This is a genomic window from Arthrobacter sp. AFG20 (assembly GCF_002892795.1).
In the GTDB taxonomy this organism is placed as follows: Bacteria; Actinomycetota; Actinomycetes; order Actinomycetales; family Micrococcaceae; genus Arthrobacter.
In genome coordinates, this window is sequence record NZ_PJMC01000034.1 from 1 (window position 1) to 22,535 (window position 22,535).

20 protein-coding genes and 1 rRNA gene are annotated in these 22,535 nt (G+C 66.3%); 7 read left to right on the forward strand and 14 right to left on the reverse strand.

The genetic code is table 11. The annotated features are described in order from the left end of the window. A partial coding sequence (locus CXZ05_RS22350) for a 13E12 repeat family protein (protein WP_258006684.1) occupies positions 1-501 on the reverse strand: 501 nt, incomplete at its 3' end. Positions 502-813: 312 nt separating this feature from the next. On the opposite strand from CXZ05_RS22350, the gene CXZ05_RS22355 reads away from it, so the two are divergent. The 4 genes from CXZ05_RS22355 (at position 814) to CXZ05_RS22370 (ending at position 5,111) form a co-directional block, all read left to right on the forward strand. Beyond that, positions 814-1,470 (forward strand): GntR family transcriptional regulator, encoded by a 657-nt coding sequence (locus CXZ05_RS22355; RefSeq protein WP_102974647.1) that lies wholly within the window; start codon positions 814-816, stop codon positions 1,468-1,470. Beyond that, positions 1,463-2,983 carry an MmgE/PrpD family protein gene (locus CXZ05_RS22360; protein ID WP_102974648.1) on the forward strand — a complete coding sequence of 507 codons (1,521 nt, stop codon included), beginning with the start codon at positions 1,463-1,465 and terminating at the stop codon, positions 2,981-2,983. Before CXZ05_RS22355 ends, CXZ05_RS22360 begins: the two co-directional genes overlap by 8 nt. Further along, positions 2,984-3,889, forward strand: a complete 906-nt coding sequence (gene prpB / locus CXZ05_RS22365) for a methylisocitrate lyase (RefSeq protein ID WP_102974649.1) — start codon at positions 2,984-2,986, stop codon at positions 3,887-3,889. 70 nt (positions 3,890-3,959) lie between these two features. Further along, a complete protein-coding gene (locus tag CXZ05_RS22370; RefSeq protein ID WP_102974650.1) occupies positions 3,960-5,111 on the forward strand; it encodes a bifunctional 2-methylcitrate synthase/citrate synthase in 1,152 nt (383 codons plus the stop codon). A gap of 71 nt (positions 5,112-5,182) precedes the next feature. Here CXZ05_RS22370 and CXZ05_RS22375 read toward each other — a convergent pair whose 3' ends face one another. From CXZ05_RS22375 to CXZ05_RS23575, 12 genes are all read right to left on the reverse strand, one after another. Beyond that, positions 5,183-6,142, reverse strand: a complete 960-nt coding sequence (locus CXZ05_RS22375; protein ID WP_102974651.1) for a hypothetical protein — start codon at positions 6,140-6,142, stop codon at positions 5,183-5,185. Position 6,143: 1 nt separating this feature from the next. Then, on the reverse strand, positions 6,144-6,698 hold the full coding sequence (locus tag CXZ05_RS22380) for an RNA polymerase sigma factor (RefSeq protein ID WP_102974652.1): 555 nt from the start codon (positions 6,696-6,698) through the stop codon (positions 6,144-6,146). Positions 6,699-6,772: 74 nt separating this feature from the next. After that, positions 6,773-7,264 (reverse strand): 8-oxo-dGTP diphosphatase, encoded by a 492-nt coding sequence (locus CXZ05_RS22385; RefSeq protein ID WP_102974653.1) that lies wholly within the window; start codon positions 7,262-7,264, stop codon positions 6,773-6,775. A 53-nt stretch (positions 7,265-7,317) separates the two neighbouring features. Beyond that, a complete protein-coding gene (gene xerD, locus CXZ05_RS22390; protein WP_180987503.1) occupies positions 7,318-8,346 on the reverse strand; it encodes a site-specific tyrosine recombinase XerD in 1,029 nt (342 codons plus the stop codon). Then, entirely contained in the window at positions 8,346-9,008 is a 663-nt protein-coding gene (locus CXZ05_RS22395; protein ID WP_102974654.1) for an NUDIX hydrolase, read from the reverse strand. Before CXZ05_RS22395 ends, xerD begins: the two co-directional genes overlap by 1 nt. 32 nt (positions 9,009-9,040) lie before the next feature. Continuing rightward, a complete protein-coding gene (locus CXZ05_RS22400; protein ID WP_102974655.1) occupies positions 9,041-10,798 on the reverse strand; it encodes a CTP synthase in 1,758 nt (585 codons plus the stop codon). A gap of 118 nt (positions 10,799-10,916) precedes the next feature. Next, positions 10,917-12,656 carry a DNA repair protein RecN gene (gene recN, locus CXZ05_RS22405; protein ID WP_102974656.1) on the reverse strand — a complete coding sequence of 580 codons (1,740 nt, stop codon included), beginning with the start codon at positions 12,654-12,656 and terminating at the stop codon, positions 10,917-10,919. A gap of 3 nt (positions 12,657-12,659) precedes the next feature. After that, positions 12,660-13,685, reverse strand: coding sequence for an NAD kinase (locus CXZ05_RS22410; RefSeq protein ID WP_102974657.1), 1,026 nt, complete (start codon positions 13,683-13,685; stop codon positions 12,660-12,662). 13 nt (positions 13,686-13,698) lie between these two features. Then, positions 13,699-14,511, reverse strand: coding sequence for a TlyA family RNA methyltransferase (locus CXZ05_RS22415; protein WP_102974658.1), 813 nt, complete (start codon positions 14,509-14,511; stop codon positions 13,699-13,701). 2 nt (positions 14,512-14,513) lie between these two features. Continuing rightward, positions 14,514-14,831 carry a hypothetical protein gene (locus tag CXZ05_RS22420; RefSeq protein WP_258006685.1) on the reverse strand — a complete coding sequence of 106 codons (318 nt, stop codon included), beginning with the start codon at positions 14,829-14,831 and terminating at the stop codon, positions 14,514-14,516. Positions 14,832-14,840: 9 nt separating this feature from the next. Further along, complete coding sequence (locus tag CXZ05_RS22425) at positions 14,841-15,833, reverse strand: HAD-IIA family hydrolase (protein WP_102974659.1); 993 nt, start codon at positions 15,831-15,833, stop codon at positions 14,841-14,843. A gap of 6 nt (positions 15,834-15,839) precedes the next feature. Further along, on the reverse strand, positions 15,840-16,730 hold the full coding sequence (locus tag CXZ05_RS23575) for a hypothetical protein (protein WP_258006686.1): 891 nt from the start codon (positions 16,728-16,730) through the stop codon (positions 15,840-15,842). Between CXZ05_RS23575 and CXZ05_RS23580 the strand changes: the two genes are divergently transcribed. The 3 genes from CXZ05_RS23580 (at position 16,683) to CXZ05_RS22440 (ending at position 22,164) form a co-directional block, all read left to right on the forward strand. After that, on the forward strand, positions 16,683-17,780 hold the full coding sequence (locus CXZ05_RS23580) for a hypothetical protein (protein WP_258006687.1): 1,098 nt from the start codon (positions 16,683-16,685) through the stop codon (positions 17,778-17,780). The two genes, CXZ05_RS23575 and CXZ05_RS23580, sit on opposite strands and share 48 nt — an antisense overlap. 306 nt (positions 17,781-18,086) lie before the next feature. Continuing rightward, positions 18,087-19,997 carry a cytochrome c oxidase assembly protein gene (locus CXZ05_RS22435; RefSeq protein WP_102974661.1) on the forward strand — a complete coding sequence of 637 codons (1,911 nt, stop codon included), beginning with the start codon at positions 18,087-18,089 and terminating at the stop codon, positions 19,995-19,997. A 187-nt stretch (positions 19,998-20,184) separates the two neighbouring features. Continuing rightward, on the forward strand, positions 20,185-22,164 hold the full coding sequence (locus tag CXZ05_RS22440; RefSeq protein ID WP_258006688.1) for a multicopper oxidase family protein: 1,980 nt from the start codon (positions 20,185-20,187) through the stop codon (positions 22,162-22,164). A gap of 66 nt (positions 22,165-22,230) precedes the next feature. Here CXZ05_RS22440 and rrf read toward each other — a convergent pair. After that, positions 22,231-22,347, reverse strand: a 5S ribosomal RNA gene (gene rrf / locus CXZ05_RS22445). Positions 22,348-22,535: the final 188 nt, after the last annotated feature.

A 22,535-nucleotide genomic window follows, 5' to 3' on the forward strand; every position in this document is an offset into this window, starting at 1 on the left:
CACTTCCGGTGCCAGCCCGTCGGTCTCATCGCACATGATTTTCGCGTGCTGCCACGACAGCATTCCCGCCCCGAGCGCGGCCAGCGTCAACGGCAGATCCCTGCTCAGCTTGGCGGATTCCTCCAGAAACCGTACCGCCGACCCCTCGCTCACGGTCAGCGCCCCCGCAACCTCCGCCGTCACCGACATCTCCAGTACGTCCCGCTCCGCCGGGGACGCGTCAGGAGCCGCCAAGGCCGCCTCCGCGCTGGCGAAACCGGCCGCGGCCTGCACCTTCAACGCAGTCACCCGGGCCTCCAACCTGGCAGCCACGGCCAGCACGTCCAACCAGGCATCTGCCTGATCCCGAAGCGGGTCACCACCCGGTCCATCAAGGGAATCAGCACCGGCAACGCAGCCAGCACTGGTCAATGCCCCAGAACCGGCCTCGACGCCGGCGGCCTCACGGACAAAAACAGCCAGCGCAGCAACAGAGGACTCGATGCCCTTCAACGTTGTCATTGCCGCCTTGCCATCCATACCCACAGCATGACAGGGGGTGCGACAAAAACGCCTGCGGTGGGAGAGCCACTACCAGTATCGCGTCCGCCCGTCCCGAGCACCGGGGATCACCCGGCGCGCCCAAGGCCCACGACGCGAACACTGCATAAGACCGAAACAGCGTAAGACGCACCAGGCGGCTCTCTCCCGGCTTTATCTAGGTGAATCGTGTATACAGACCCCGGGCAATACGGGGAGTTTTTAACCAAAAGCTATTCAAACCGCGGGGCTATGTATACACTCAGGATCAGGAAAGCGGCGGAAGGGGACGGAATGCGTGCCAGTGACAGGGCATATGCGGCGCTGCGCGAAGACATCATCGAATGGCGCCTCCTCCCCGGCACGGTACTCGCCGAAGTCGAACAATCCGAACGCCTCGGCGTCTCACGCACGCCGCTCCGGGAGGCGCTGAGCCGCCTGACGGCGGAAGGGCTGACGGCGGCGGGCGGCCGCGGCGTCGTCGTTACCGATATATCACTGGACGACATCGACGAGCTGTTCGAGCTCCGCGAAACCCTCGAGGGAAAGGCTGCAGCGCTGGCAGCGCAGCGCGGAGATGCCGACGTATTCCGCCTGCTCCAGAGCGAACTGATGGACGCGCCGGCCCTGCTCAGCACCCAGGATCCCGGCCGGCACGACTATTACGGACTCGTCGGCCGCCTGGATGCAGCCATCGATGCCGCCATCGCCAATTCCTACCTGGCGCAGGCCATGCGGAGCCTGCGCGTCCATCTGGTCCGGGTCCGCAGGCTGGCGGCCGACGACCACGCCCGGCTCACAGCCGCGGCAGCTGAACATGCCTCCATCGCCGAGGCCATCGCCGAAGGCAATTCAAGGCTTGCCGAGGCGGCCACCACCGTCCACCTGCACCGCAGTCTTTCCCACGTCAAAGCCGCCCATACATCCGCCCAGAAGGAGCCCCATGGTTAAGGAACACCACGTCCGCGTGTACAAGAGCGAGGAAAACCTCGCCCGCGAGGACCAGCTGGCCCACAAGATCGCCGTGGTGGCAGCAGACCCGGTGGCCGTTTCCGACGACGTCACGGACATGGTCATCAACCGGATCATTGACAACGCTTCCGTCGCCATCGCCTCGCTGAATCGCGCCCCCATCGTTGCGGCCCGGGCCCAGGCCCTGACGCACGGCCCGTCCAGTGGCGGCAAAGGCGCCAAGGTCTTCGGCATCGGCGAACGCGTCTCCCCGGAATGGGCAGCGTGGGCCAACGGCGTTGCCGTCCGGGAGCTGGATTACCACGACACCTTCCTCGCCGCGGACTACTCTCACCCCGGTGACAACATTCCGCCGATCCTTGCCGTTGCCCAGCACGTTGGCTCCAGCGGCCAGGACCTGATCCGCGGGATCGCCACCGGTTATGAGATCCAGGTAAACCTGGTGAAGGCGATCTGCCTGCACAAGCACAAGATCGACCACGTGGCCCACCTGGGTCCCGCCGCGGCGGCCGGCATCGGCACCCTCCTGGGCCTGGACGTGGAAACCATCTTCCAGTCCGTGGGCCAGGCCCTGCACACCACCACGGCCACCCGCCAGTCCCGCAAGGGCGAGATCTCCACGTGGAAGGCGCATGCACCGGCCTTCGCCGGGAAAATGGCCGTGGAGGCCGTGGACAGGTCCATGCGCGGACAGACCTCCCCGGTGCCGATTTACGAAGGTGAGGACGGCGTCATCGCCTGGCTGCTGGACGGTCCGGACGCCTCTTACGAGGTGCCGCTGCCGACGCCGGGTGAGGCCAAGCGTGCCATCCTGGACACCTACACCAAGGAACACTCGGCTGAATACCAGGCCCAGGCGTGGATCGACCTCGCACGCAAGCTGAACCGGGAGCACCCAGAGGCGACCGATCCCGCCAACGTGAAGTCCGTCCTGATCAAGACGAGCCACCACACCCACTACGTGATCGGCTCCGGCGCCAACGACCCCCAGAAGTACAGCCCCAACGCCAGCCGGGAAACCCTGGACCACTCCATCCCCTACATCTTCACCGTCGCCCTGCAGGACGGGGCCTGGCACCACGTCGATTCCTACTCCCCCGAACGCGCCGCCCGCCCGGACACCGTGGAGCTGTGGCAGAAAGTATCCACAGTGGAGGACCCGGAGTGGACCCGCCGCTACCACTCGCTGGACATCTCCGAGAAGGCCTTCGGCGGCTCCGTGGAAATCACCCTCACGGACGGCACCGTCATCCGGGACGAGATCGCCGTCGCCGACGCCCACCCCCTCGGCGCCCGCCCGTTCACCCGCGAGCAGTACGTCAACAAGTTCCGCACGCTGGCTGCGGGGCTGGTGACGGACGATGAAATCGAAAGGTTCCTCGCCGCCGTCGAACGCCTCCCGGAACTGGCGGCGGGCGAACTGGACCAGCTCAACATCACGGCGGCGCCCGGCGTCATCGACTTCAGTGCGGCGCCCAAAGGGCTGTTCTAGATGCTGTACTCCAAAACAACCCCCGAGCAGAAGCGGCTCCGGTTCCGGGAACTGCTGGCCTCCGGAACCATCCAGCAGTTCCCCGGGGCGTTCAACCCGCTCTCCGCCCGGCTGATTGAGGAGAAGGGCTTCGCCGGGGTGTACATCTCCGGCGCCGTCCTGGCCAACGACCTTGGCCTGCCGGACATCGGCCTGACCACGCTCACCGAGGTGGCCACCCGGGCAGGGCAGATCGCCCGCATGACCGACCTGCCCTGCATCGTCGACGCCGACACCGGCTTCGGCGAACCCATGAACGTGGCCCGCAGCGTGCAGGAACTGGAAAACGCCGGGCTCGCCGGCTGCCACATCGAGGACCAGTTCAACCCCAAGCGCTGCGGCCACCTCGACGGCAAGAACGTCGTGGACCTGGACACCGCCACCAAACGGATCAGGGCCGCGGCCGATGCGCGGCGGGACCCAAACTTCCTCATCATGGCACGCACGGACATCCGTGCGGTGGAAGGGCTGGAAGCAGCGAAGGACCGGGCCCGGGCCCTGGTGGAGGCGGGCGCCGACGCGATCTTCCCCGAAGCCATGGCCACGCTGGAGGAATTCCAGGCCATCCGCGACGCCGTGGACGTACCGATCCTGGCCAACATGACCGAGTTCGGCAAGAGCGACCTCTTCACGGTGGACCAGCTCCAGGATGTGGGCGTGAACATGGTGATTTATCCGGTGACCCTGCTCCGTAGTGCCATGGGTGCGGCTGAGCGTACGCTGGAGTCAATTAAGGCTGACGGAACGCAGGAAGCGCAGGTAGGAAGCATGCTGACGCGCGCGCGGCTGTACGACCTGGTGGATTACGAGGCCTACAACCGCTTTGACACCGGTGTCTTCAACTTCCGCATCCCCGGGACCGACTGACACCCAAATCCCCGCAGGACCACCGGCCCCTCCGGCCGGTAATCGGACGCAAGCAACGAAGGAGTTCAGCATGGCTGAAGAAGAGATCAAGAAAGGCCTCGACGGCGTCGTGGTGGACTACACCGCGGTCTCGAAGGTCAATCCCGACACGAACTCATTGCTGTACCGCGGCTACCCCGTCCAGGAGCTCGCCGCCAGGTGCAGCTTCGAAGAGGTCGCTTACCTCCTGTGGAACGGCGAGCTGCCGTCTTCCGGCGAGCTGGCTGACTTCACTGCCCGTGAGCGCGCCGGACGGCCGCTGGATCCCGTGGTCAAGCAGGTGATTGATGCCCTGCCGACGACCGCGCACCCCATGGATGTCTGCCGCACCGCCGCATCGGTGATGGGTGCCCGCCACAGTCTCGCGGAGGATTCGTCCCGGGAGGCCAACATGGCCAAGGCCCTGGACCTGTTTGCTGCGATGCCGGCCGTGGTGGCGTACGACCAGCGGCGCCGCCATGCGGCCGGACGCCCCGTTGAACCGGTGGAGCCGAGGGAAGACCTGGGATACTCGGCCAACTTCCTGTGGATGACCTTCGGCGAGGAGGCTGTCGCCGAGGTGGTGGAAGCCTTCAACGTCTCCATGATTCTTTACGCAGAGCACTCCTTCAACGCCTCCACGTTCGCCGGGCGCGTCATCATGTCCACGCTGTCGGACCTCCATTCGGCGGTGACCGGCGCCATTGGTGCTCTCAAGGGGCCGCTGCACGGCGGAGCCAACGAGGCCGTGATGCACACCTTCGACGAGATCGGCATCCGGCCCGAGGAATCCCTCGAGGAAGCCGCCGACCGCGCCAAGGCATGGATGGAAAATGCCCTGGCCCAGAAAAAGAAGGTCATGGGCTTCGGCCACCGGGTCTACAAGCACGGCGACTCCCGCGTGCCCACCATGAAGGCCGCACTCGACAAGATGATCGCCCACTACGGCCGGCCCGAACTGCTGGGCCTGTACAACGGGCTCGAATCGGCCATGGACGAGGCCAAGGGCATCAAACCGAACCTCGACTACCCGGCTGGCCCCACCTACCACCTCATGGGCTTCGACACGAACATGTTCACGCCGCTGTTCGTGGCCAGCCGGATCACGGGCTGGACCGCCCACTTCATGGAGCAGCTGAACGCCAACTCGCTCATCCGCCCGCTGAGCGCCTACAACGGTCCGGACGAACGGCACGTGCCGTAGCCCCCACCTGTCAACGAGTACGACGCCGGGCCGGTCATGCGGTGGCCGGCCCGGCGTCCTCATCGCGGGTCTCAGGAGGCAGCAGGCTGCAGCGCCAGGGAAATCAGCAGGCGCTTGAGGTCCCGGTACTCCTGCGTTCCCATGTATGCCTTGGCCTCGGCCACCGAGTCAAACGTGAGCGGGGCGTCCTTACCGTCCGCCGTGAGCCAAACAGTGTCGCCAAATTGCGCGAACGGGACGTTGTCCGGGCCGAGGATGCCGTTGAACAAGCCACACGTCGTTGTCTGCGGAGCCAAATCTCCGTCAGCCAGGGCGAGGGAACCATAGACCTTGTCTCCCTGGATCACGCGGAAGACAAAGGCGGACGGGCCCTGAGGGTGTTCCCTGAGTTTGGCCGCCTTCTGCGGGATGTCGACAATCACCGAGTCGAGGGTCTGGTACGGCTTCGGATCCGGGCAGACCGGGCCGCCCGTGGCGTCGTAAACCAACCGAAGGGTGGCCATGGTCTTGCCGTCGGCATTCTTCAACTCGACGATGTTGTAGGAACCGCCGTCGATGGTTTGCGGCGTTTGGGACACGGTCCACCCCAGCGGGTGCTCAAAGGTGGCCTGGCCCGTGGCGTCCGTGAAGGTGGTCCACGAGACTGCGGCGGCAGAGCCTGTTGGTGTCGGGGTTGCTGTCGCCGACGGTGTTGCGGAGGGCGTAGCCGCCGGCGTTGTCGTGGCCGGCCCCGCCGTTTCGGAAGCGGACGGCACCACGGTGCCCGCCGGAGCGGGCGCTGATGCAAGCGGTCCGAGGTTCGTCGCCACGAGCACACCGGCGGTTACCGCTGCGGCAGCCAGGGTCAGCACACCGGCCACGCGGGCCCGCCGCCGTTTCCGGTCCTCGAACTGCAGGACAATGGGCGGCAGGCTGTCGGTGAACATCGGGGCCCCGGTGGTTACCCGCCGCAGCGCCTCGTCGGCATCGGGTACGGCAGGATCGCTGCGGAGCGGGTCAGACCCGGAAATCAGGTTTTTGATCGGATCCATCTCATGCACCCATCTTCTGTGTAGCCGAATTCTTTTTGCCCGAGCTCTCTCTGCCAGAGCCCTGTCTTCCCGACCCTGCGGACACCGGCATTTGCTTGCGGAAGGCGGCCCTGGCACGGTGCAGGCGGACCTTGGCAGCAGCCATGCTGCACTGCAGAACGCCGGCGATCTCCGCCACGCTCAATTCGTCCCAGTAGGCCAACTGCAGGATGTCGCGCTCACTGTCGCGCAGCGCGGCCATGGCGTCGTGCACCACCAGGTCCTCGGACTCCGCACCGGAGCGGAGCTCGGCGGACGCCCGGAGCTTTGCCTGCAGCGCCACGACGCGGTCGCGGCTCCGGTAGGCATTTCCGATCAGGTTCCGCGCCACGGTCAAGAGCCAGGCGATGTCCGAGCGCGGCTGGTCGTGCCATTTTTGCCATACGACGCGGAACACGTCGGCGGCGAGCTCTTCAGCGAGCTCCGGCGATTCCACCCGCCGCCGCACGTACCTGTAAACCCGCGGATAGCTGTCCCTATGAACGGCGATGAACGCCAGTTCGCGTTCCGAAGCCACATCTCCCCCAAACGTAAGAAGTAGTGTCCTGCCCTGGCAGGCTAACCGTATAGTTTCCGCCAGGGCATGGGCGGTTACACGGCCCGGAAAGAATATTCGGCGGACGCCACGGTCTCGTTGTCCTGGTTCAGGGTGATGACGGCATCGACGATGCTCCCGGCCAGAGCCAGGGGCAGCCAGTGCTCGGCATCCTGCCACATGCGCTCCAGCGGAAGGGCGGAAATCAGGAACCACTCCGGAATGATCTCGGAGCTCTCGACGGGGTCACCGGTCCACCGGCGGGTGGTGAACAGACTGGTGGACATGTTCCAGTCGGGGCGGGCGGGAAAAATGAACTCCACTGTTCCCGCGTCGAACAGGTCCTGCTCGAGCACGACGACGCCGGCTTCCTCCAGCACCTCCCGGCACGCCGCCTGGGCATCGGTCTCGCCGGCCTCCACGTGGCCGCCGAGTCCAACAATTTTGCCGGTTCCGAAGCCGGTCCTCTTCAGGCCAAGGAGCACCTCAGGCCCAGCCTCGGAGCGTTCCCGCAGCAGGAAGCAGAGGGTGACGGGCACGGAAGTCATGCAGACCAGCCTAGCGGTGCCGCACTGTCCGCACCTTAATACAGGAGCCGGGACTATCCCAGGGCCCGGGGGTGTGCTGCGGCGTAGACTTCCCGCAGCGTGTCGGCGGTAACCAGGGTATACACCTGTGTGGTGGTCACCGAGGCATGGCCGAGCAGCTCCTGGACGACGCGGACATCCGCTCCGCCTTCGAGCAGGTGGGTGGCGAAGGAGTGCCGAAGCGTGTGCGGGGAGACGTCCTTGGTGATCCTGGCCTTGTCCGCCGCGGCTTTGAGGATGGTCCAGGCGCTTTGCCGGCTGATGCGCCCGCCCCTTGCGTTGAGGAACAGGGCAGGGGTGCCCTTGCCTTTCCCCGCGAGCAGGGGGCGGCCCCGGACCAGGTACGCGTCGAGGGCGCGGGCCGCGAATGAGCCGAGCGGGACGAGGCGTTCCTTGGAGCCCTTTCCGAACAGCCGCACGATGGCCGGGCCGGCTTCGGCGGCCGCCACCGAGAGGTCGTCAACGTCCAAGCCCACGGCTTCGCTGATCCGGGCTCCGGTGGAGTAGAGGAATTCGAGCAGCGCCCGGTCCCGGAGGCCGGTTGCGGTGTCTGTGCCGGCGGCTTCCAGGATCCGCGTGACCTCGTCCACGGTGATGGCCTTGGGGAGCCGCTTGCCGGGCATCGGCGGGTGGACGTCGCTGGCGGGATCCGCCGTCGTCGTCCCTTCAAGCGCCCAAAAGCGGTGCAGTCCGCGGACGGCCACCACGGTCCGCGCGGCGGACCGCACTCCCAGCGGGGTACCGCCGTCGGCGCCGTCAGAGAGCGCCTGCGCGAAGCCCGTCACGTGGTGGCGGGTGACGTCGGCCGGACTCGTGAGGCCTTGCCCGGCGAGGTATGCCGAGTACCGGGCGAGGTCGCGGCGATAGGCGGACAAAGTGTTTGCTGCCAGGCCCCGTTCGACGCCCATGTGCTGCAGGTAGTCGGTCACCCCGCGGTCAATCGCGGTTCGCGGCCGTTGTGGCGGTGCCGCTTCCGCGCCGTCTTTCGTGTTTGCTGCCGCCGTGGCGGAAGAATCCTCCGGTGCCGCCGTGTCCGCGGACATCAGCGCTGGCTGGGGTGGGCTGGCCAGGGGGCGTCGCCCGGCCTTAGTCCGCTGAAGCCGTCCGCTTTCGCGGCAGCGGCCGCGAGGATTCCGACGACGGCGGAGGGGTTGTGCAGGCGCCCCTCCAGCACTGCGGCCACGGCATCCTCCAGCGGGATCCAGTGCAGCTCGATCTCCGCTTCCTCGTCCGTGCGGACGTGGAGCTCGTGATGCGGGACCTCGGTGAGGCCGCGGGCCAGGTAGATGCGGATCGCCTCGCTGGAGGATCCGGGCGAATTGAAGATGTCCACCAGGACGTTCCAGTCACTGGCAATCAGATCGGCTTCCTCGGCGAGCTCCCGCGCGGCGCCCACCACGAAGTCCTCCCCCTCGATGTCGAGCAGGCCAGCGGGAATCTCCCACAGGTCCATGCCCACCGGGTGGCGGTACTGCTTGATCAGCAGCACCTCGCCGTCCTTGTTCATGGGGAGCACAGCGACGGCACCGGGGTGCTCGATGTAGTCGCGGACCAAGGGATCACCCTCGGCGGTGAGCTTGAAGCTGTCGCTGACAACGTCCCAGATCCGGCCGTTGTAGACCCGCTCGCGGGAGAGCAGACGGCGCGGGCTCGGCGCATCCGAAACCTGCCGGTCAGCAGGGGTGTCTTCAGAATTACCGGGCATCGCGCCGTCCTTACTCTATGGGTGCTGTGAAATTACTCTGCGGCAGCTTCGCCGGAGCCGTCCACGGCAGGTTCGAAACCGCTCCCGGCGCTGCCGCTCTGGTGGTCCAGGGCAGCCTTCACCAGGCCGGCGAAGAGCGGGTGCGGCCGGGTGGGCCGAGAGCTCAGTTCCGGGTGCGCCTGGGTGGCCACGTAGTAGGGGTGGACCTCGCGGGGCAGTTCCACGTATTCCACCAGTTTGCCGTCCGGCGACGTGCCGGAGAACACCAGGCCCTCGGCAGCAATCTGCTCGCGGTACTTGTTGTTCACCTCGTACCGGTGGCGGTGGCGTTCGCTGACGGTGGTCTTGCCGTAGGTCTCGGCTATGACCGAGCCCTCGTCCAGCTTGGCCTCGTACAGGCCAAGGCGCATGGTGCCGCCGAGATCGCCGCGGCCCTCGACGAATTCCAGCTGCTCTTCCATCGTGGCGATGACCGGGTACTTGGAGTCCGGCTCGAACTCGCTGGAGGAAGCACCCTCCAAGCCGACGACGTTGCGGGCGTACTCGATGACCATGCACTGCAGGCCGAGGCAGAGACCCAGCACGGGCAGCCGGGACTCGCGTGCATACTTCAGGGCGCCCAGCTTGCCTTCCAGGCCGCGGATGCCGAAGCCGCCAGGGACACAGATCGCGTCCACACCCTCCAGAGAGCGGACCGCACCTTCGTGGGTTTCGCATTCGTCGGACGGCACCCAGCGGATCTTGACCTTGGCGTCATTGGCGAATCCGCCGGCGCGCAGGGCCTCGGTGACGGAGAGATAGGCGTCCGGGAGGTCAATGTACTTGCCCACCAGGGCAATCTCGACCTCGTGCTTGGGGTTGTGGACGGCTTCGAGGAGCTTGTCCCAGCTGGTCCAGTCCACGTCCTTGAACGGCAGGTCCAGCGCCCGGACGATGTACGAATCCAGGCCCTGCGTGTGCAGGGTTTTGGGGATGTCGTAGATGCTCGGAGCGTCGGCGGCGTTGACCACGGCATCGATGTCGACGTCGCACATGCGGCCGATCTTCTCGCGCATCGCGTCGGGGACTTCGCGGTCCGAACGGATCACGATTGCCTCCGGCTGGATGCCGATGGAGCGGAGGGCGGCCACGGAGTGCTGCGTGGGCTTGGTCTTCAGTTCCTGCGAAGGACCGATGTACGGGACCAGGGACACGTGGAGGAAGAAGACGTTGGTCCGGCCGATGTCCTGGCGGACCTGGCGGGCGGACTCGAGGAAGGGCTGCGACTCGATGTCGCCGACGGTGCCGCCGATCTCCGTGATGATGACGTCCGGCGCGTTCTTGCCCTCGGCGGGAAGCCGCATCCGGCGCTTGATCTCATCGGTGATGTGCGGGATGACCTGGACGGTGTCCCCGAGGTACTCGCCGCGGCGTTCCTTGGCGATGACGGTGGAGTAGACCTGGCCGGTGGTCACGTTGGCCGAGCCCTCAAGGTTTTCGTCGAGGAAGCGCTCGTAGTGTCCGATGTCGAGGTCGGTTTCAGCACCGTCGTCTGTGACGAAAACCTCGCCGTGCTGGAAGGGGTTCATCGTGCCCGGATCCACATTCAGATAGGGATCGAGCTTCTGCATAGTTACAGACAAGCCGCGTGCCCGCAGCAGGTGGCCGAGGCTTGAGGCCGTCAGTCCCTTGCCTAGCGAGGACGCCACACCGCCGGTGACGAAGATGTGTTTGGTCGTCTTGGACGAGCCCGGGAACCGGGAATTTACACGGGAATTTGATCGCTGCACCACGGAATTCGAGCCTATCATCAATTGAGCCTTCCACGGATCAGGTATGCGTCCCCAAAGACTTCAGTTTTCCCTGTCAGCGCGCTCCCGGCAAGGGGTTGCCCGGGGGCTGCAGGGGGCTGCAGGGCCTTCGCCGGACTCAGGCCTGCTGGGGCAGGAGCTTGGCGTCGTCCAGGAGCTCCTGCGCGTGCGCCTGGGCGGTTTCGGAGTCCTCCTGGCCTGCCAGCATCCGGGCCAGTTCCCTGACGCGTTCGGCGTCGTCCAGGAGCTGGACGTCGCTGGAAGTGAAGCCCTTGGCCGTGGAGCCGTCGGAGCCGCGAACAGAGGTTTTGGTCACACGGATGTGCTGGTCAGCGAAGGCGGCGACCTGCGGCAGGTGCGTTACCACCAGGACCTGGACGTGGCGCGCCAGCATGGCCAGCCGCCGGCCGATCTCGACGGCGGCCCGGCCGCCCACCCCGGCATCGACCTCGTCGAAGACGAACGTGGGCACGGGGTCCACGGCCGCCAGCACCACTTCGATGGCCAGCATGACCCTGGAAAGCTCACCGCCGGACGCGCCCTTGCCCAGCGGCCGGGCCGGCGCGCCGGAATGCGGCTGCAGCAGGAACGAGATTTCGTCCGCGCCGTAAGGTCCCAGCTGGGCGGCGGCCTCGATGGTGATCACCAGGGTGGCGTCTGCCATGGCGAGGGCCTTCAGCTCGGCGCTGACCCGGGCGGAAAGGTCCTTGGCGGCTTTGGCGCGGACCTTGCTGATGGCCGCGGCCTGCTTCTTCAGCTCCGCCGCGGCCCTGGCCACCTCGGCTTCCAGGTTTTCGATCCGTGTGGAGTCCCCCTGCAGTTCGTCAAAGCGCGCCCGGGCGTTCTCCGCCCATTCAAGGACCTCGTCGATGCTCGGCGCGTACTTCCGGACCAGCTTGGCCAGGGACGCCCGGCGTTCCTCGATCTCGGCCAGGCGCTCCGGGCCTTCCGAGTCCAGCCCGGCCTGGTAGCTGGCCAGTTCGGTGGCGATGTCGTTGAGCAGGAATCCCACCTCGGCGAGGCGGGCCGCTGCCGACCCGAGCTCCTCGTCGTGTTCGGCCACGTGTTCCAGGGTCCGCTTGGCCGCATCGACGAGCGACGTGGCGTCGCCGGCCTCACCGAAGTCCTCGGCAATGAGGGCCTGGTGCGCGGTGGTGGCGGCGATCCGGAGTTCCTCGACGTTGGCCAGCTTCACGGCCTCGGCCTTAAGGGCCTCGTCCTCCCCCGGCTGGGGGTCTACGGCGTCGATCTCCGCCAACGCGGCTTCCAGGGACTCGGCCTCGCGGAGCCGCTCGCGCTCCGCGCTGCGCAGTGAGTCCAGCTCTGCCTGGCTGGATTTCCAGGAGGTGTAGAGGTCCTGGAATTTGCCGAGCGCCAACGCCAGCCCATCCCCTGCGAACTTGTCGAGGGCTTCGCGCTGTGCCACGGCGCCCTTGAGCCGGATCTGGTCCGTCTGCCCGTGCACCACCACGAGGGACTCGCCGATTTCGGCCAGCACGCCCACCGGGGCGGCCCGCCCGCCAAGGAAGGCCCTGCTGCGTCCGTCTGCACCCAGGCGCCGCGACAGCAGCAGTTCCGCCCCGCCGTCGAACTCCTCAATCTCGGCACCGGCCTCCCTGGCGCGTTCCAGGGCGAGGTGCCCCGATTCCAGCTGCACCACCGCTTCCGCAGAGGCGCTCTTGGCGCCGCTGCGCACGGCGCCGGCATCCGACCGGGCTCCCAACAGCAGCCCGACGGCGGTGACCACCATGGTCTTGCCGGCACCGGTTTCGCCGGTGACCACGCTGAGCCCCGGGCCCAGTGGCAACGTGGCGTCGGTGATGACGCCGAGATCGCGGATTCTCAGTTCTTCAAGCATGGTTCACTTTTCAGTCGGAGGATCGGATTCTGAACCGGGTTCGTACGGCCGACGGCCCGAGGGCGGCGCCATGGTCCGGGGCGTGCGAACAAGCGGCACCGGACCGGTATGGATCTCCTCGGACTGCGGCACAGGGCCGCGCCAGCCATGGATGGGAAGCTGGAACTTGCGGACCAGCCGCGCCGAGAACGGGGTCTGGTGCGTACGGGCCAGGCGGACAGGGGTGGCGGACCTGGTGACCTCGACGCGGGCGCCGGGAGGCAGGTCCACGGAACGCCTGCCGTCACACCACAACACGCCCACGGCGTCCGTCCTGTTGAGGACTTCCACAGCCAGCCTGGAACGGGGCGAGACCACCAACGGCTTGGCGAAGAGGGCATGCGCGCTGATGGGCACAATCAGGAGGGCCTCCACTTCCGGCCATACAACGGGGCCCCCGGCAGAGAACGCGTAGGCCGTGGATCCGGTGGGGGTGGCCAGCACCAGGCCATCGCAGCCGAAGGAGGTCAGCGGGCGTTCGTCCACCTCGGTGACCAGTTCGAGCATGCGCTCCCGGTCGCCTTTTTCGATGGCTGCCTCGTTCAGGGCCCAGGTGTGCCAGATCTTCTGGCCGCGGACCCAGACCTGGACGTCGATGGTCATGCGCTCCTCCACCGTGTATTCACGGCTGGCGATCCATTCGACCGTCTGGGCGAGATCCGCACGCTCGCTTTCGGCGAGGAAGCCGACATGGCCGAGGTTCACGCCCAGCAGCGGCACGTCGACTTCGCGGACCAGCTCAGCCGCCCGCAGGATGGTCCCGTCCCCGCCCAGCACCATGACCAGTTCTACATCGGGAAGCTGGATATGGTCGTGGAGGATTTCGACCGGCTGGTCCATGGCGCCGAAGAAGCCCTCCATGTCGCCCAGTTCGGACTTCTGCATGACAGGGATGATGCCGAAGGCGTGGAGCTGGGCGCACGCTTCCCAGGCCGCCTTTAGGGATTCCTCGCGGCCGGTATGGGCAAGTACCAGTACACGCCTGCTCATCGGGTTCCGCTCTCTAGTGGTTCGGCCAGATCTTTCCCAGCAATGCAGCGACAGCTGCGTCCCGCTCTTCGATCTTAGGCAAGTCTTCGGACATTCTTTGCGTTATCCACAGGAAGTATTCGACATTTCCGTCCTGGCCAGGCAACGGGCTGATGGCCAGCCCCCGCAGTTCCAAGCCGGCGTCGAGCGCCGCCCCCGCCACTTTACCGACAGCCAGCCGACGTTCGCGCTCCGAGGTGACCACTCCCGTGCGGGCGAGCCGTTCCTTGCCGATCTCGAACTGTGGCTTGACCATGAGGACCAGGTCCCCGCCCGGGGCGGTGCAGGCTGCCAGCGCGGCGAGCACCAAGGTCAGGGAAATGAAGGACAGGTCGGCAACCGTGATCTCGGCCGGGCCGCCGATCTGGCCGGGTTCCATGTAGCGGACATTCAAGCCTTCGTGCACGCTCACGCGCGGATCGCTGCGGAGCTGCGGCACCAGCTGCCCGTGCCCGACGTCGACCGCTTCCACGTGCGCGGCGCCCCGCCGCAGCAGGACGTCGGTGAAGCCGCCCGTGGAGGCTCCGGCGTCAAGGCACCGTTTGCCGCCGACGGCGACCTCGGGGAAGGCGTCCAGCGCGCCGGCCAGTTTGTGGCCGGCCCTGCTGACGTACGCGTCTGCCGCGTCTTCCGAGACCCTCAGGTCACGGTCGTCGCCCACCTGCAGTGACGCTTTAGCGAGGACGTCACCGGCGGAGGACACCTTGCCTTCGGCGATGAGCCGGGCGGCGTGCGTGCGGGACCGCGCCAATCCCCTGCTGACGAGCAGTTGGTCGAGTCTGGGCATGGTCAGGAGGCACCCGCGCCGGGCTGCGGCTTATCACGCGGCACGCCGTACTGCGGCTCTTCGTTCAGGGCTTCCAGCAGGGCGTCGTGCATGTCTGCATAGGCGGCCGGGTGCTCCGAAACCGGAAGTCCGGGGACCTCGCGGACCCGGTCCAGGATGGCCAGCACCGCAGTGTCGGCGATGCCGGCATCAGCGGGGCTGGCGGGCAGGACCAGCTGCGGCCAGGCGGTAACCGGAAGCGCGGTGCCTGGTACCGCGGTGTCTTGTACCGCGGTGTCCTGAACTGCGCCGTCCGAAGCGTCATTGTTCAACTCGGGCATGGCACCAGTCTATTGATCGAGCCACTGGAGTTCGGGAGCTGTGGGGCTGCCGGCGTCGGGCCGGGCCGCCCACCACGCGGCACACGCCGCGCGCCACGAATCGAGGTTGTCCTTGTGCCCGGTGATGCGGACGGCATCTCCGGCCACGATTGCGGTGGCGTTCCCGCAACTGAACGTCCCGCCGTCGTTATCGATTTCCGGATATGCCTCGTAGAGGCCGGCAAGGTCTCGGATGATGTAGCTGGGCCGCTCGTCGTCCCGGGCCGCCAGGATGGTTTCCAGTGTGTCGACGCCGGTCAGCACTGTCACCGTGGCGAAGCCTGCCCGGTTGCCGCCCAAAATGTCGGTGTCCAGCCGGTCGCCGACGACCAGCGGCCGGTCCGACGACAGCCGCTTGGCCGCGGCGTGGAACAGCGGAGCCTCCGGCTTGCCGGCGACGAGCGGTTGCCGGCCGGTCGCAGCGGCCACCGCGGCCACCAGGGTTCCGTTGCCCGGAGCCATCCCACGGGCCTGCGGGATGGACATGTCCGTGTTCGTGGCAACCCAGAGTACGTCCGCGTCGGCCAGGACGAATGCTGCCTCGGCGAGGTCCTTCCAGCCGATCGCAGGGTTGAAGCCCTGGACCACGGCCACGGGATTGTCCTGCGCGCCGTGGACCGGCTTCAGGCCAACGAGCTCAACCTCGTGGGCCAGCGCCGGGCTTCCGGTAATGAGCACGGCAGCGCCCGGGGACAGCAGCGACGCCAGCAGGTCGGCCCCGGCCTGGGAGGAGCTCACCACCTGCTGATCCTCGGCGGGGGCGCCAAGATCCCGCAGGTGGGCGGCCACCTGCGCCGGCGTGCGGGAGGCGTTGTTGGTGACGTATCCCAGGCCGACACCGATCCCGGCCAGCCGCTGCAGCGACTCCACCGCTCCGGGTATGGCGTGGGGGCCGGCGTAAACCACGCCATCCAGGTCAGACAGCAGCGCGTCGAACCGCGAAATCAGTTGGGCATCGCTCATGTGGGGCTAGTCCTCCGAGCCGTCTTGGCGCCGGTCAGCATCCTGCGGTTCGGTGTGCTCAGCTTCTGCGTCAGCGTTTTCAGCAGCGTCGGCTTCCTCGTCGGGCTCGGCGGAATCCTCGTCGGACTCGGCGTCGTCAGATTCGAAGTAATCCGCTTCGGCGTCGTCCAGGTTCCCTTCCGCCGCGTCCTCCGAGGGACGCTGTGCGGCAGCTTCCTCCTCGGCGCTGATCCCGGGGGCCGCCTGGCTGTCGGAAGACTGGGTTCCGTCCTGCGCCCCCGTGCCTGCGGCGTGTGCAATCCGCTTCCGGCGTTCGGCTTCTTCCCGGGCTTCTTCTTCCTCGTCCCAGCCAAGGTCGATGATGTCGGGTTCCTCCGCCATGCCCTGGCCCAGGGCTTCCTCGGCAACGACGGCCTGCCGCTGCCACTTGCCGGCCTCGGTTTCGCGGCCCGCGGCTGTCAGGGCCTCCGCATAGGCGCGGAACAGGCGCGGGCTGTAGGAAAAGGCCCGGTTGAGGTCCAGTTGCGGAATCTCCAGCTCCGCCACGGCGGCGTCCAGCTGGCCAAGGTCGCCGCGGGCACCGGAGGCGACAATCGCCAACTCCACCTTGCCGGGCGCGTCGAGGTCCTGGGCCTCCTCGGACCGAACGACGTCCAAGGCGCGGTCGGGCCGGCCGAGGCCACGTTCACAGTCAGCCATCACAGGCAGGTGGACGTTGGAACCGCTGATCCGCCGGTAGGTGCGGAACTCGCGCAGGGCCTCGCCGTAGTGTCCGGCGGCATAAGCTGTCAGGCCTACTGCCTCGCGGACCGCCGCAAGGCGTCCGCCGCGGCGGCTAGCGGCGAGGGCATGCTGGAACGCCAGTTCGGGCTCGTCGTCGATGAGCCGTCCGGCCATCACGAGGTGGCGGGCCACCCATTCCGCGCTGTTGGATTCAAGGGTCTTGATCTGGTGCTGCGTGGCGCGGTCAAGTTCCTTGCCCGTGACGTCCTCGTCGATTTCGGGCGAACGCTCCCGGTCCGGGCGGTTCGCGCTGCGAAGGTCGCGGGCGTTGGGGACGCGTGCGGGGCGGTCCTCCGCCCTGTCGCGGCCGAACTGGCGGGGGCCGGAATCACCGCGGTCAAAGCCGCGGGGTGCGCGGTCCTCACGGGGTGCACGGTCCTGGCGGTCGCCAAACGGGCGGCGGTTTTCCCCACCGCCAAAGCTGCGGCGGTCGCCGTCGCCCTCACGGCGCGGACGGTCACCAAACGGCTTGCGGTCACGATCACCAAAACCGCGGCGGTCGCCCTCACCCTCACGACGCGGACGGTCACCGAACGGCTTACGCTCCCCGCCACCAAAGCTGCGGCGGTCGCCCTCACCCTCACGACGCGGACGGTCACCGAAGCTGCGGCGGTCGCCGTCGCCTTCACGACGCGGACGATCACCAAACGGCTTACGCTCCCCGCCACCAAAACCACGGCGGTCGCCCTCACCCTCACGACGCGGACGGTCACCGAACGGCTTACGCTCCCCGCCACCAAAACCACGGCGGTCGCCCTCACCCTCACGACGCGGACGGTCACCAAAGCTGCGGCGGTCGCCGTCGCCTTCACGGCGCGGACGATCACCAAACGGCTTACGCTCCCCGCCACCAAAACCACGGCGGTCGCCCTCACCCTCACGACGCGGACGATCACCAAACGGCTTACGCTCCCCGCCACCAAAACCACGGCGGTCGCCCTCACCCTCACGGCGCGGACGATCACCAAACGGCTTACGGTCGGGGTCACCGCCAGAACCGCGGCCTTCACGGGCGCGGAAGCCCCGGGGATCCCCGCCGGAATTGTTGGTCCCCCTAAACGGGCCCCCCTGCCGTCCCCGGTTGCTTCCCGAGTCCCCCCGGTCGTTTCCGCCGCGGTAGCCGCCGCCGCCCTTGTGCTCAGCCATGGTGGGTTCCTCCTGTAGTGAGCCGACCACTGGCGCGATGTGCAGCCGCTCTTGTCCGTGTTTGGTTGTCCTGCGCTACCCGTGGTGAAGCATCCGGTGTCCGCATATCTCTAGCAATTCTAGGTGAGAGCCGGTGCCAGCCACTAACGGCGAGGGCCTTCCACGGGCAGGCGTGTGCATCCTCACAGGATCGTGGGCCACTCCATTTGTTCCGGGCCGCCGCCGTTCGTGTTTTCGCACGTCCGGCAGGGCGCGCCATTCCACAGGGAAAATCCAAGGAGGCGTGGCAAGACTGGCCCCGACAGCATCCGCCAAGGGGGAACCATGAAGAAATCACGGACGAAGCCGGTGGCAGCCGCTGCCATGATTCTGGGATGCGGGCTACTGGCTCTGTTCATTGCCTACTCGACCGAGGCCGGCAAAGAAGCAGCATTCCTGGACCGGACCGGCGCAGCGGTCATCTGGGGGCTTCCTGTTGCCAAACTTATTTTCAATGTCGCCGCCGCCGGTACTGTCGGGCCACTCGCTTTGGCGCTGTTTGCCCTACCCCCGAAGGGAAGAGCGTTCTCGAAGGCACTGGCCCTTGCCGGTGTTTCTGCCGTGCTCTGGACAGCAGCCGCAGCCGTGATCAGCGTCCTCACCTTCCACTCGTTGGCTAACCTGCCGCTGTTTTCGGAAGGTTCAGGGGCTATATTTGTCAGTTTCCTGACGGACGTCGACGCTGGCCGGAGAGGCACTCTGACAGTGCTGATCACGGCAACCGTGGCGCTCCTGTGTTTTGGCATCCAAGGACAGCGGGCTGTTGCCGTCACGGCTGTGCTGGCTTCCACGGGGCTGATACCACTGGCTCTGAACTCCCATGCCGCGGGCGGCGCGAACCACGCCGACAGCACGGTTTCGGTGGTAATGCACATGGCCGCCGCAGCCATCTGGATCGGCGGTCTGGCAACCCTCGTCCTGCTGCGCCGGACGCTGGGAACAGAGTTGCTGGCCGCGGTCCGGCGTTACTCCACGCTCGCGCTGCTGTCCTTCCTTGCCCTGGCACTCTCGGGCGTAGCGGCCGGGCTAACAGGCATCGGAACAATTCAGGGGCTGGCTTCACAGTACGGCCTGATTCTCTTGGCCAAGACGGCCGTTCTGGGACTTCTGGGCCTGCTCGGGGCGCTGCACCGAAAATGGATCCTCACGAAGCTGGAATCGATCCCAGGCAAGGCACGGACCGCTTTCGCAACCCTGGCTGTGGCCGAGCTCGCCGTCATGGCAGCCGGATCGGGACTCGCAGCCGCCCTGGCACGCACTCCGCCGCCAACGGTCTCGCAGGCCGCACCGGCCCAGGTATCCCTGCGCGTTCCGGGTTTTGTGGATGTGTTCAGCAGCTGGAAACCCGACGCCCTTTGGATCTTCCTTTGCGCCGTCGCGGTGTTCCTTTATGCGGCCGGAGTGCGGCGCATCAGTAACCGTGGCGGGCACTGGCCCGCCTACCGAGCCGGCCTTTGGTTCACTGGAGTCGCGCTGCTGTTCCTGGTCACCAACGGAGGACTCCGCGTTTACCAGGAGTATCTGATCAGCGCGCACGTCGTGACCCAGATGCTTCTTATCGCCGTCGTTCCACTCCTGCTGGTTCCCGGCGCCCCGCTGACATTGGCCAGGCTCGCCGTTGCGCCAAGGCAGGACGGAACAATAGGCGGTGCAGAAGCTCTTGGCGCGACGCTGCGTCCAGTTCTGCATGCCACGTCTGCGCCCTACTTCGCAGCCGCCGGTCTGGCGGCCGTGATGGCGGCCCTGTACTACACGCCATTGCTGGACTATTCGTCACGCACCCAGTTCGGGTATCAGGGCATGGCCCTGCTGGCGTTGCTCTCCGGCTGCCTCTTCACTGCTTCCCTGGCCCGCGCCGCTGACGGTCCTGGGCCGGCACTGGCTTACAGGCTGGTGACCATAAGTGCCGTGGCCGCGCTTTACGCGGTGCACGGCTGGGCCCTTGCCCAACAGGCAGACCAGCTGCCCGATTCGCGGCGGCAGGAATGGCTGATCACCGTCGGCCGACCCTGGGACCAGCCAGTTCCGGCGGTCGTAGAGCCAGCTGGCATGGCCATGTGGATCATCGCTGCCGGCACGCTACTTGTAGCGGCCGCGACTGTGCTGTTCCAGGCGATCCGACGTCACGATATGCGCGCCCGGAACCGATCCGCTTCTGAGCGCATCCATGACCTTGTGATGTCCTCAGAATCCTGATCGGCCCGTCCCCACATGGGGCCTTTCGTGGGTGCCTTCCACCCAAAGAAGGCCACCGCCGGCCCTGTCTGTCTCAAGGTTTCCGCAGGGTAGGTATTACACCCTTCAACTAAATCAATTGGACTTTCTAACGACGTCGGAGGTAGTCGTGTCAGTTACACGCCGTCAGGCACTGCAAATAGGTGGAGTGGGAATCATCGGCGCATTTGGCCTGGCCGTCCCCTTGACCTCGGTCAACGCGAAGTCAGCAAGTCAGCTGGCGTCCCGCAACATGCCGAAGCCCTACCAGCGGACACTTCCCATTCCGGAGGTACTCAAACCCAAGAGCACGGTTGTGGACCCCGACGGCCACAAGCGGCACCTGTACCAGATCCAACAGAAGGCCGCCCTGGCCAACATCGTGCCTGGCCTCAGCACACCCATCCTCGGCTACAACGGGACATTTCCGGGGCCGACCATCAAGGTGAATCAGGGCGAACGCATCACGCTGGAGATGGACAACGTGTTGCCTCTGTTCCACCCGCAGTGGGGGTATCGGCTTGACACCTCGACTCACCTGCACGGGTCGGCGTCGCTGCCGCAGTTCGACGGCTACGCCAACGACCTCACCGGGCGGGACTACTGCAAGGACTATGAATACCCCAACTTCCAGCCGGCGCGGACCCTCTGGTACCACGACCACGCCGTCCACAATACGGGCCAGAGCGTCTACTCGGGCCTGGCCGCCCAATACCACCTGCACGACGAAGTGGAAGGCAGCATTCTTCCGCAGGGAAAGTTCGACGTACCCCTCACGGTTTCCGACGCCATGTTCGCAGCCAACGGCTCGCTCGGCTACAACGACAACACCCACTCCGGCTTGTGGGGCGACGTCATCCTCGTCAACGGAGCGCCTTGGCCGGTGATGAAAGTCCAGCGAAGGATCTACCGCTTCCGCATTCTCAATGCCTCCATTGCACGGTCCTACCGCTTCTCCTTGAGCACAGGAGACGCAATGACCATCGTCGCAACGGACGGCGGCCTGATGCCGGCCGCCCAGCAGGTGACATCCTGGCGGCACGGCGGCGCCGAGCGCTACGAGGTCCTTATCGACTTTTCGAAGTATCCCGTCGGCAAGCGGGTGGAACTGCGCAACCTGTCCAACAAAAACAATGTGGACTACGACTTCACCAACAGGGTCATGGCCTTCGATGTGACGGACGAACCTGTCGACACGTCCGGCCCCGGCGCCAGGGTGCTGCCGACGCTCCTCGCCCCGAGCACGACCATGAGCCTCAAAGCCTCAGAGTCCGTCAAGACCCGGCGCATGCGGGTGAAGCGGGACAACGACGTCTGGACGATCGGGGGCATGACCTGGGACGAAGTGGTCCAGAGCGGCTACAGGAAGGTCCTCGCTGATCCGGACCTCAACGATGTGGAAATCTGGGAGATAGAGAACAGTTCGGGTGGCTGGTTCCATCCTGTCCATATTCACCTGGTGGACTTCCAGATCCTGAGCCGCAACGGACAGGCACCCCTGGCCCACGAACGCGGGCCCAAGGACGTGGTCTACGTCGGCGAAGGCGAGACGGTCCGGCTGCTCATGAAATTCGAACACCACCGCGGGCGCTACATGATCCACTGCCACAACCTGCCCCACGAGGACCATGACATGATGGCCCAGTTCAGCGTTGGCCTCGACACGAACGACGTAGACCCCAACCATCCAGTCGAAGCGGTCCGGCCGCATCCGATCAGCCAGGCTGCACCGGCACAAGGCACGGCAGAGGTCCAGCCACCGCAGACCAGCACCCGGCCCACGGAGGTGGCTGCGCCAGTAACCACCACCCCGGTAGCAGCCCAGCCAGCACCTGCCCCTGTCCCGGCTGCGGTGCCCGCAGGACAGAAGGACGTCGTGGCCATTACCACCTCCCGGCACCGCCTGAGGAAGGACATGACCTTCAGCGGAACTTCCAAGTACGCCGGATCGACGGCGGCAACCTCGGCTACCGTCGTGCTGTACGACGTGACGCCGGGCCGCGCCTCCACACGATTGGGTACGGTGAAGGCCAACTCTCTTGGAGCCTGGACGTTCACGGCCAAGCCCGGACCAACCAAGCAGGTCACAGTCGTCAAGGCCCAATCGAACCTCGGCGGGACAGTGACTACGAGCGTAAGGACCAGCTGAATCCGAATGGCGTGTTAAAAGGGTCAGGCCCCGACGTTCTTCGTCGGGGCCTGAGCCGTAATTAGTGTCCGGCGGTGACCTACTCTCCCACACCCTCCCGGGTGCAGTACCATCGGCGCTGTGGGTCTTAGCTTCCGGGTTCGGAATGGGACCGGGCGTTTCCCCCACGCTATGACCGCCGTAACCCTGTGTCCCGTACCCCTTGGGGGGTGGGGAAAACTGTGGTGTTACAACATGTGGTGTTGTTATTCAGTTGTTGGTTCCGGGACCGTGAAAACCCGTGGCGGGTTTGTTGGTTGGGAACCACATAGTGGACGCAAGCAGTCTTGTTTCTTTGTACCCTGCTCCATGGTGTGAACGTCTTTTGAAGG

Bases quoted from the DNA above. Each gene is read 5' to 3' on its own strand.
- CXZ05_RS23580 (WP_258006687.1), top strand. From the start codon at position 16,683: ATGCTGGAACGCCAGTTCGGGCTCGTCGTCGATGAGCCGTCCGGCCAT.
- CXZ05_RS22410 (WP_102974657.1), bottom strand. From the start codon at position 13,685: ATGAGCAGGCGTGTACTGGTACTTGCCCATACCGGCCGCGAGGAATCC.
- CXZ05_RS22400 (WP_102974655.1), bottom strand. From the start codon at position 10,798: ATGATAGGCTCGAATTCCGTGGTGCAGCGATCAAATTCCCGTGTAAAT.
- CXZ05_RS22435 (WP_102974661.1), top strand. From the start codon at position 18,087: ATGAAGAAATCACGGACGAAGCCGGTGGCAGCCGCTGCCATGATTCTG.
- xerD (WP_180987503.1), bottom strand. From the start codon at position 8,346: ATGTCCGCGGACACGGCGGCACCGGAGGATTCTTCCGCCACGGCGGCA.
- CXZ05_RS22370 (WP_102974650.1), top strand. From the start codon at position 3,960: ATGGCTGAAGAAGAGATCAAGAAAGGCCTCGACGGCGTCGTGGTGGAC.
- recN (WP_102974656.1), bottom strand. From the start codon at position 12,656: ATGCTTGAAGAACTGAGAATCCGCGATCTCGGCGTCATCACCGACGCC.
- CXZ05_RS22375 (WP_102974651.1), bottom strand. From the start codon at position 6,142: ATGGATCCGATCAAAAACCTGATTTCCGGGTCTGACCCGCTCCGCAGC.
- CXZ05_RS22415 (WP_102974658.1), bottom strand. From the start codon at position 14,511: ATGCCCAGACTCGACCAACTGCTCGTCAGCAGGGGATTGGCGCGGTCC.
- CXZ05_RS22360 (WP_102974648.1), top strand. From the start codon at position 1,463: ATGGTTAAGGAACACCACGTCCGCGTGTACAAGAGCGAGGAAAACCTC.
- CXZ05_RS22395 (WP_102974654.1), bottom strand. From the start codon at position 9,008: ATGCCCGGTAATTCTGAAGACACCCCTGCTGACCGGCAGGTTTCGGAT.
- CXZ05_RS22425 (WP_102974659.1), bottom strand. From the start codon at position 15,833: ATGAGCGATGCCCAACTGATTTCGCGGTTCGACGCGCTGCTGTCTGAC.
- CXZ05_RS22420 (WP_258006685.1), bottom strand. From the start codon at position 14,831: ATGCCCGAGTTGAACAATGACGCTTCGGACGGCGCAGTTCAGGACACC.
- prpB (WP_102974649.1), top strand. From the start codon at position 2,984: ATGCTGTACTCCAAAACAACCCCCGAGCAGAAGCGGCTCCGGTTCCGG.
- CXZ05_RS22355 (WP_102974647.1), top strand. From the start codon at position 814: ATGCGTGCCAGTGACAGGGCATATGCGGCGCTGCGCGAAGACATCATC.
- CXZ05_RS22385 (WP_102974653.1), bottom strand. From the start codon at position 7,264: ATGACTTCCGTGCCCGTCACCCTCTGCTTCCTGCTGCGGGAACGCTCC.
- CXZ05_RS23575 (WP_258006686.1), bottom strand. From the start codon at position 16,730: ATGGCCGGACGGCTCATCGACGACGAGCCCGAACTGGCGTTCCAGCAT.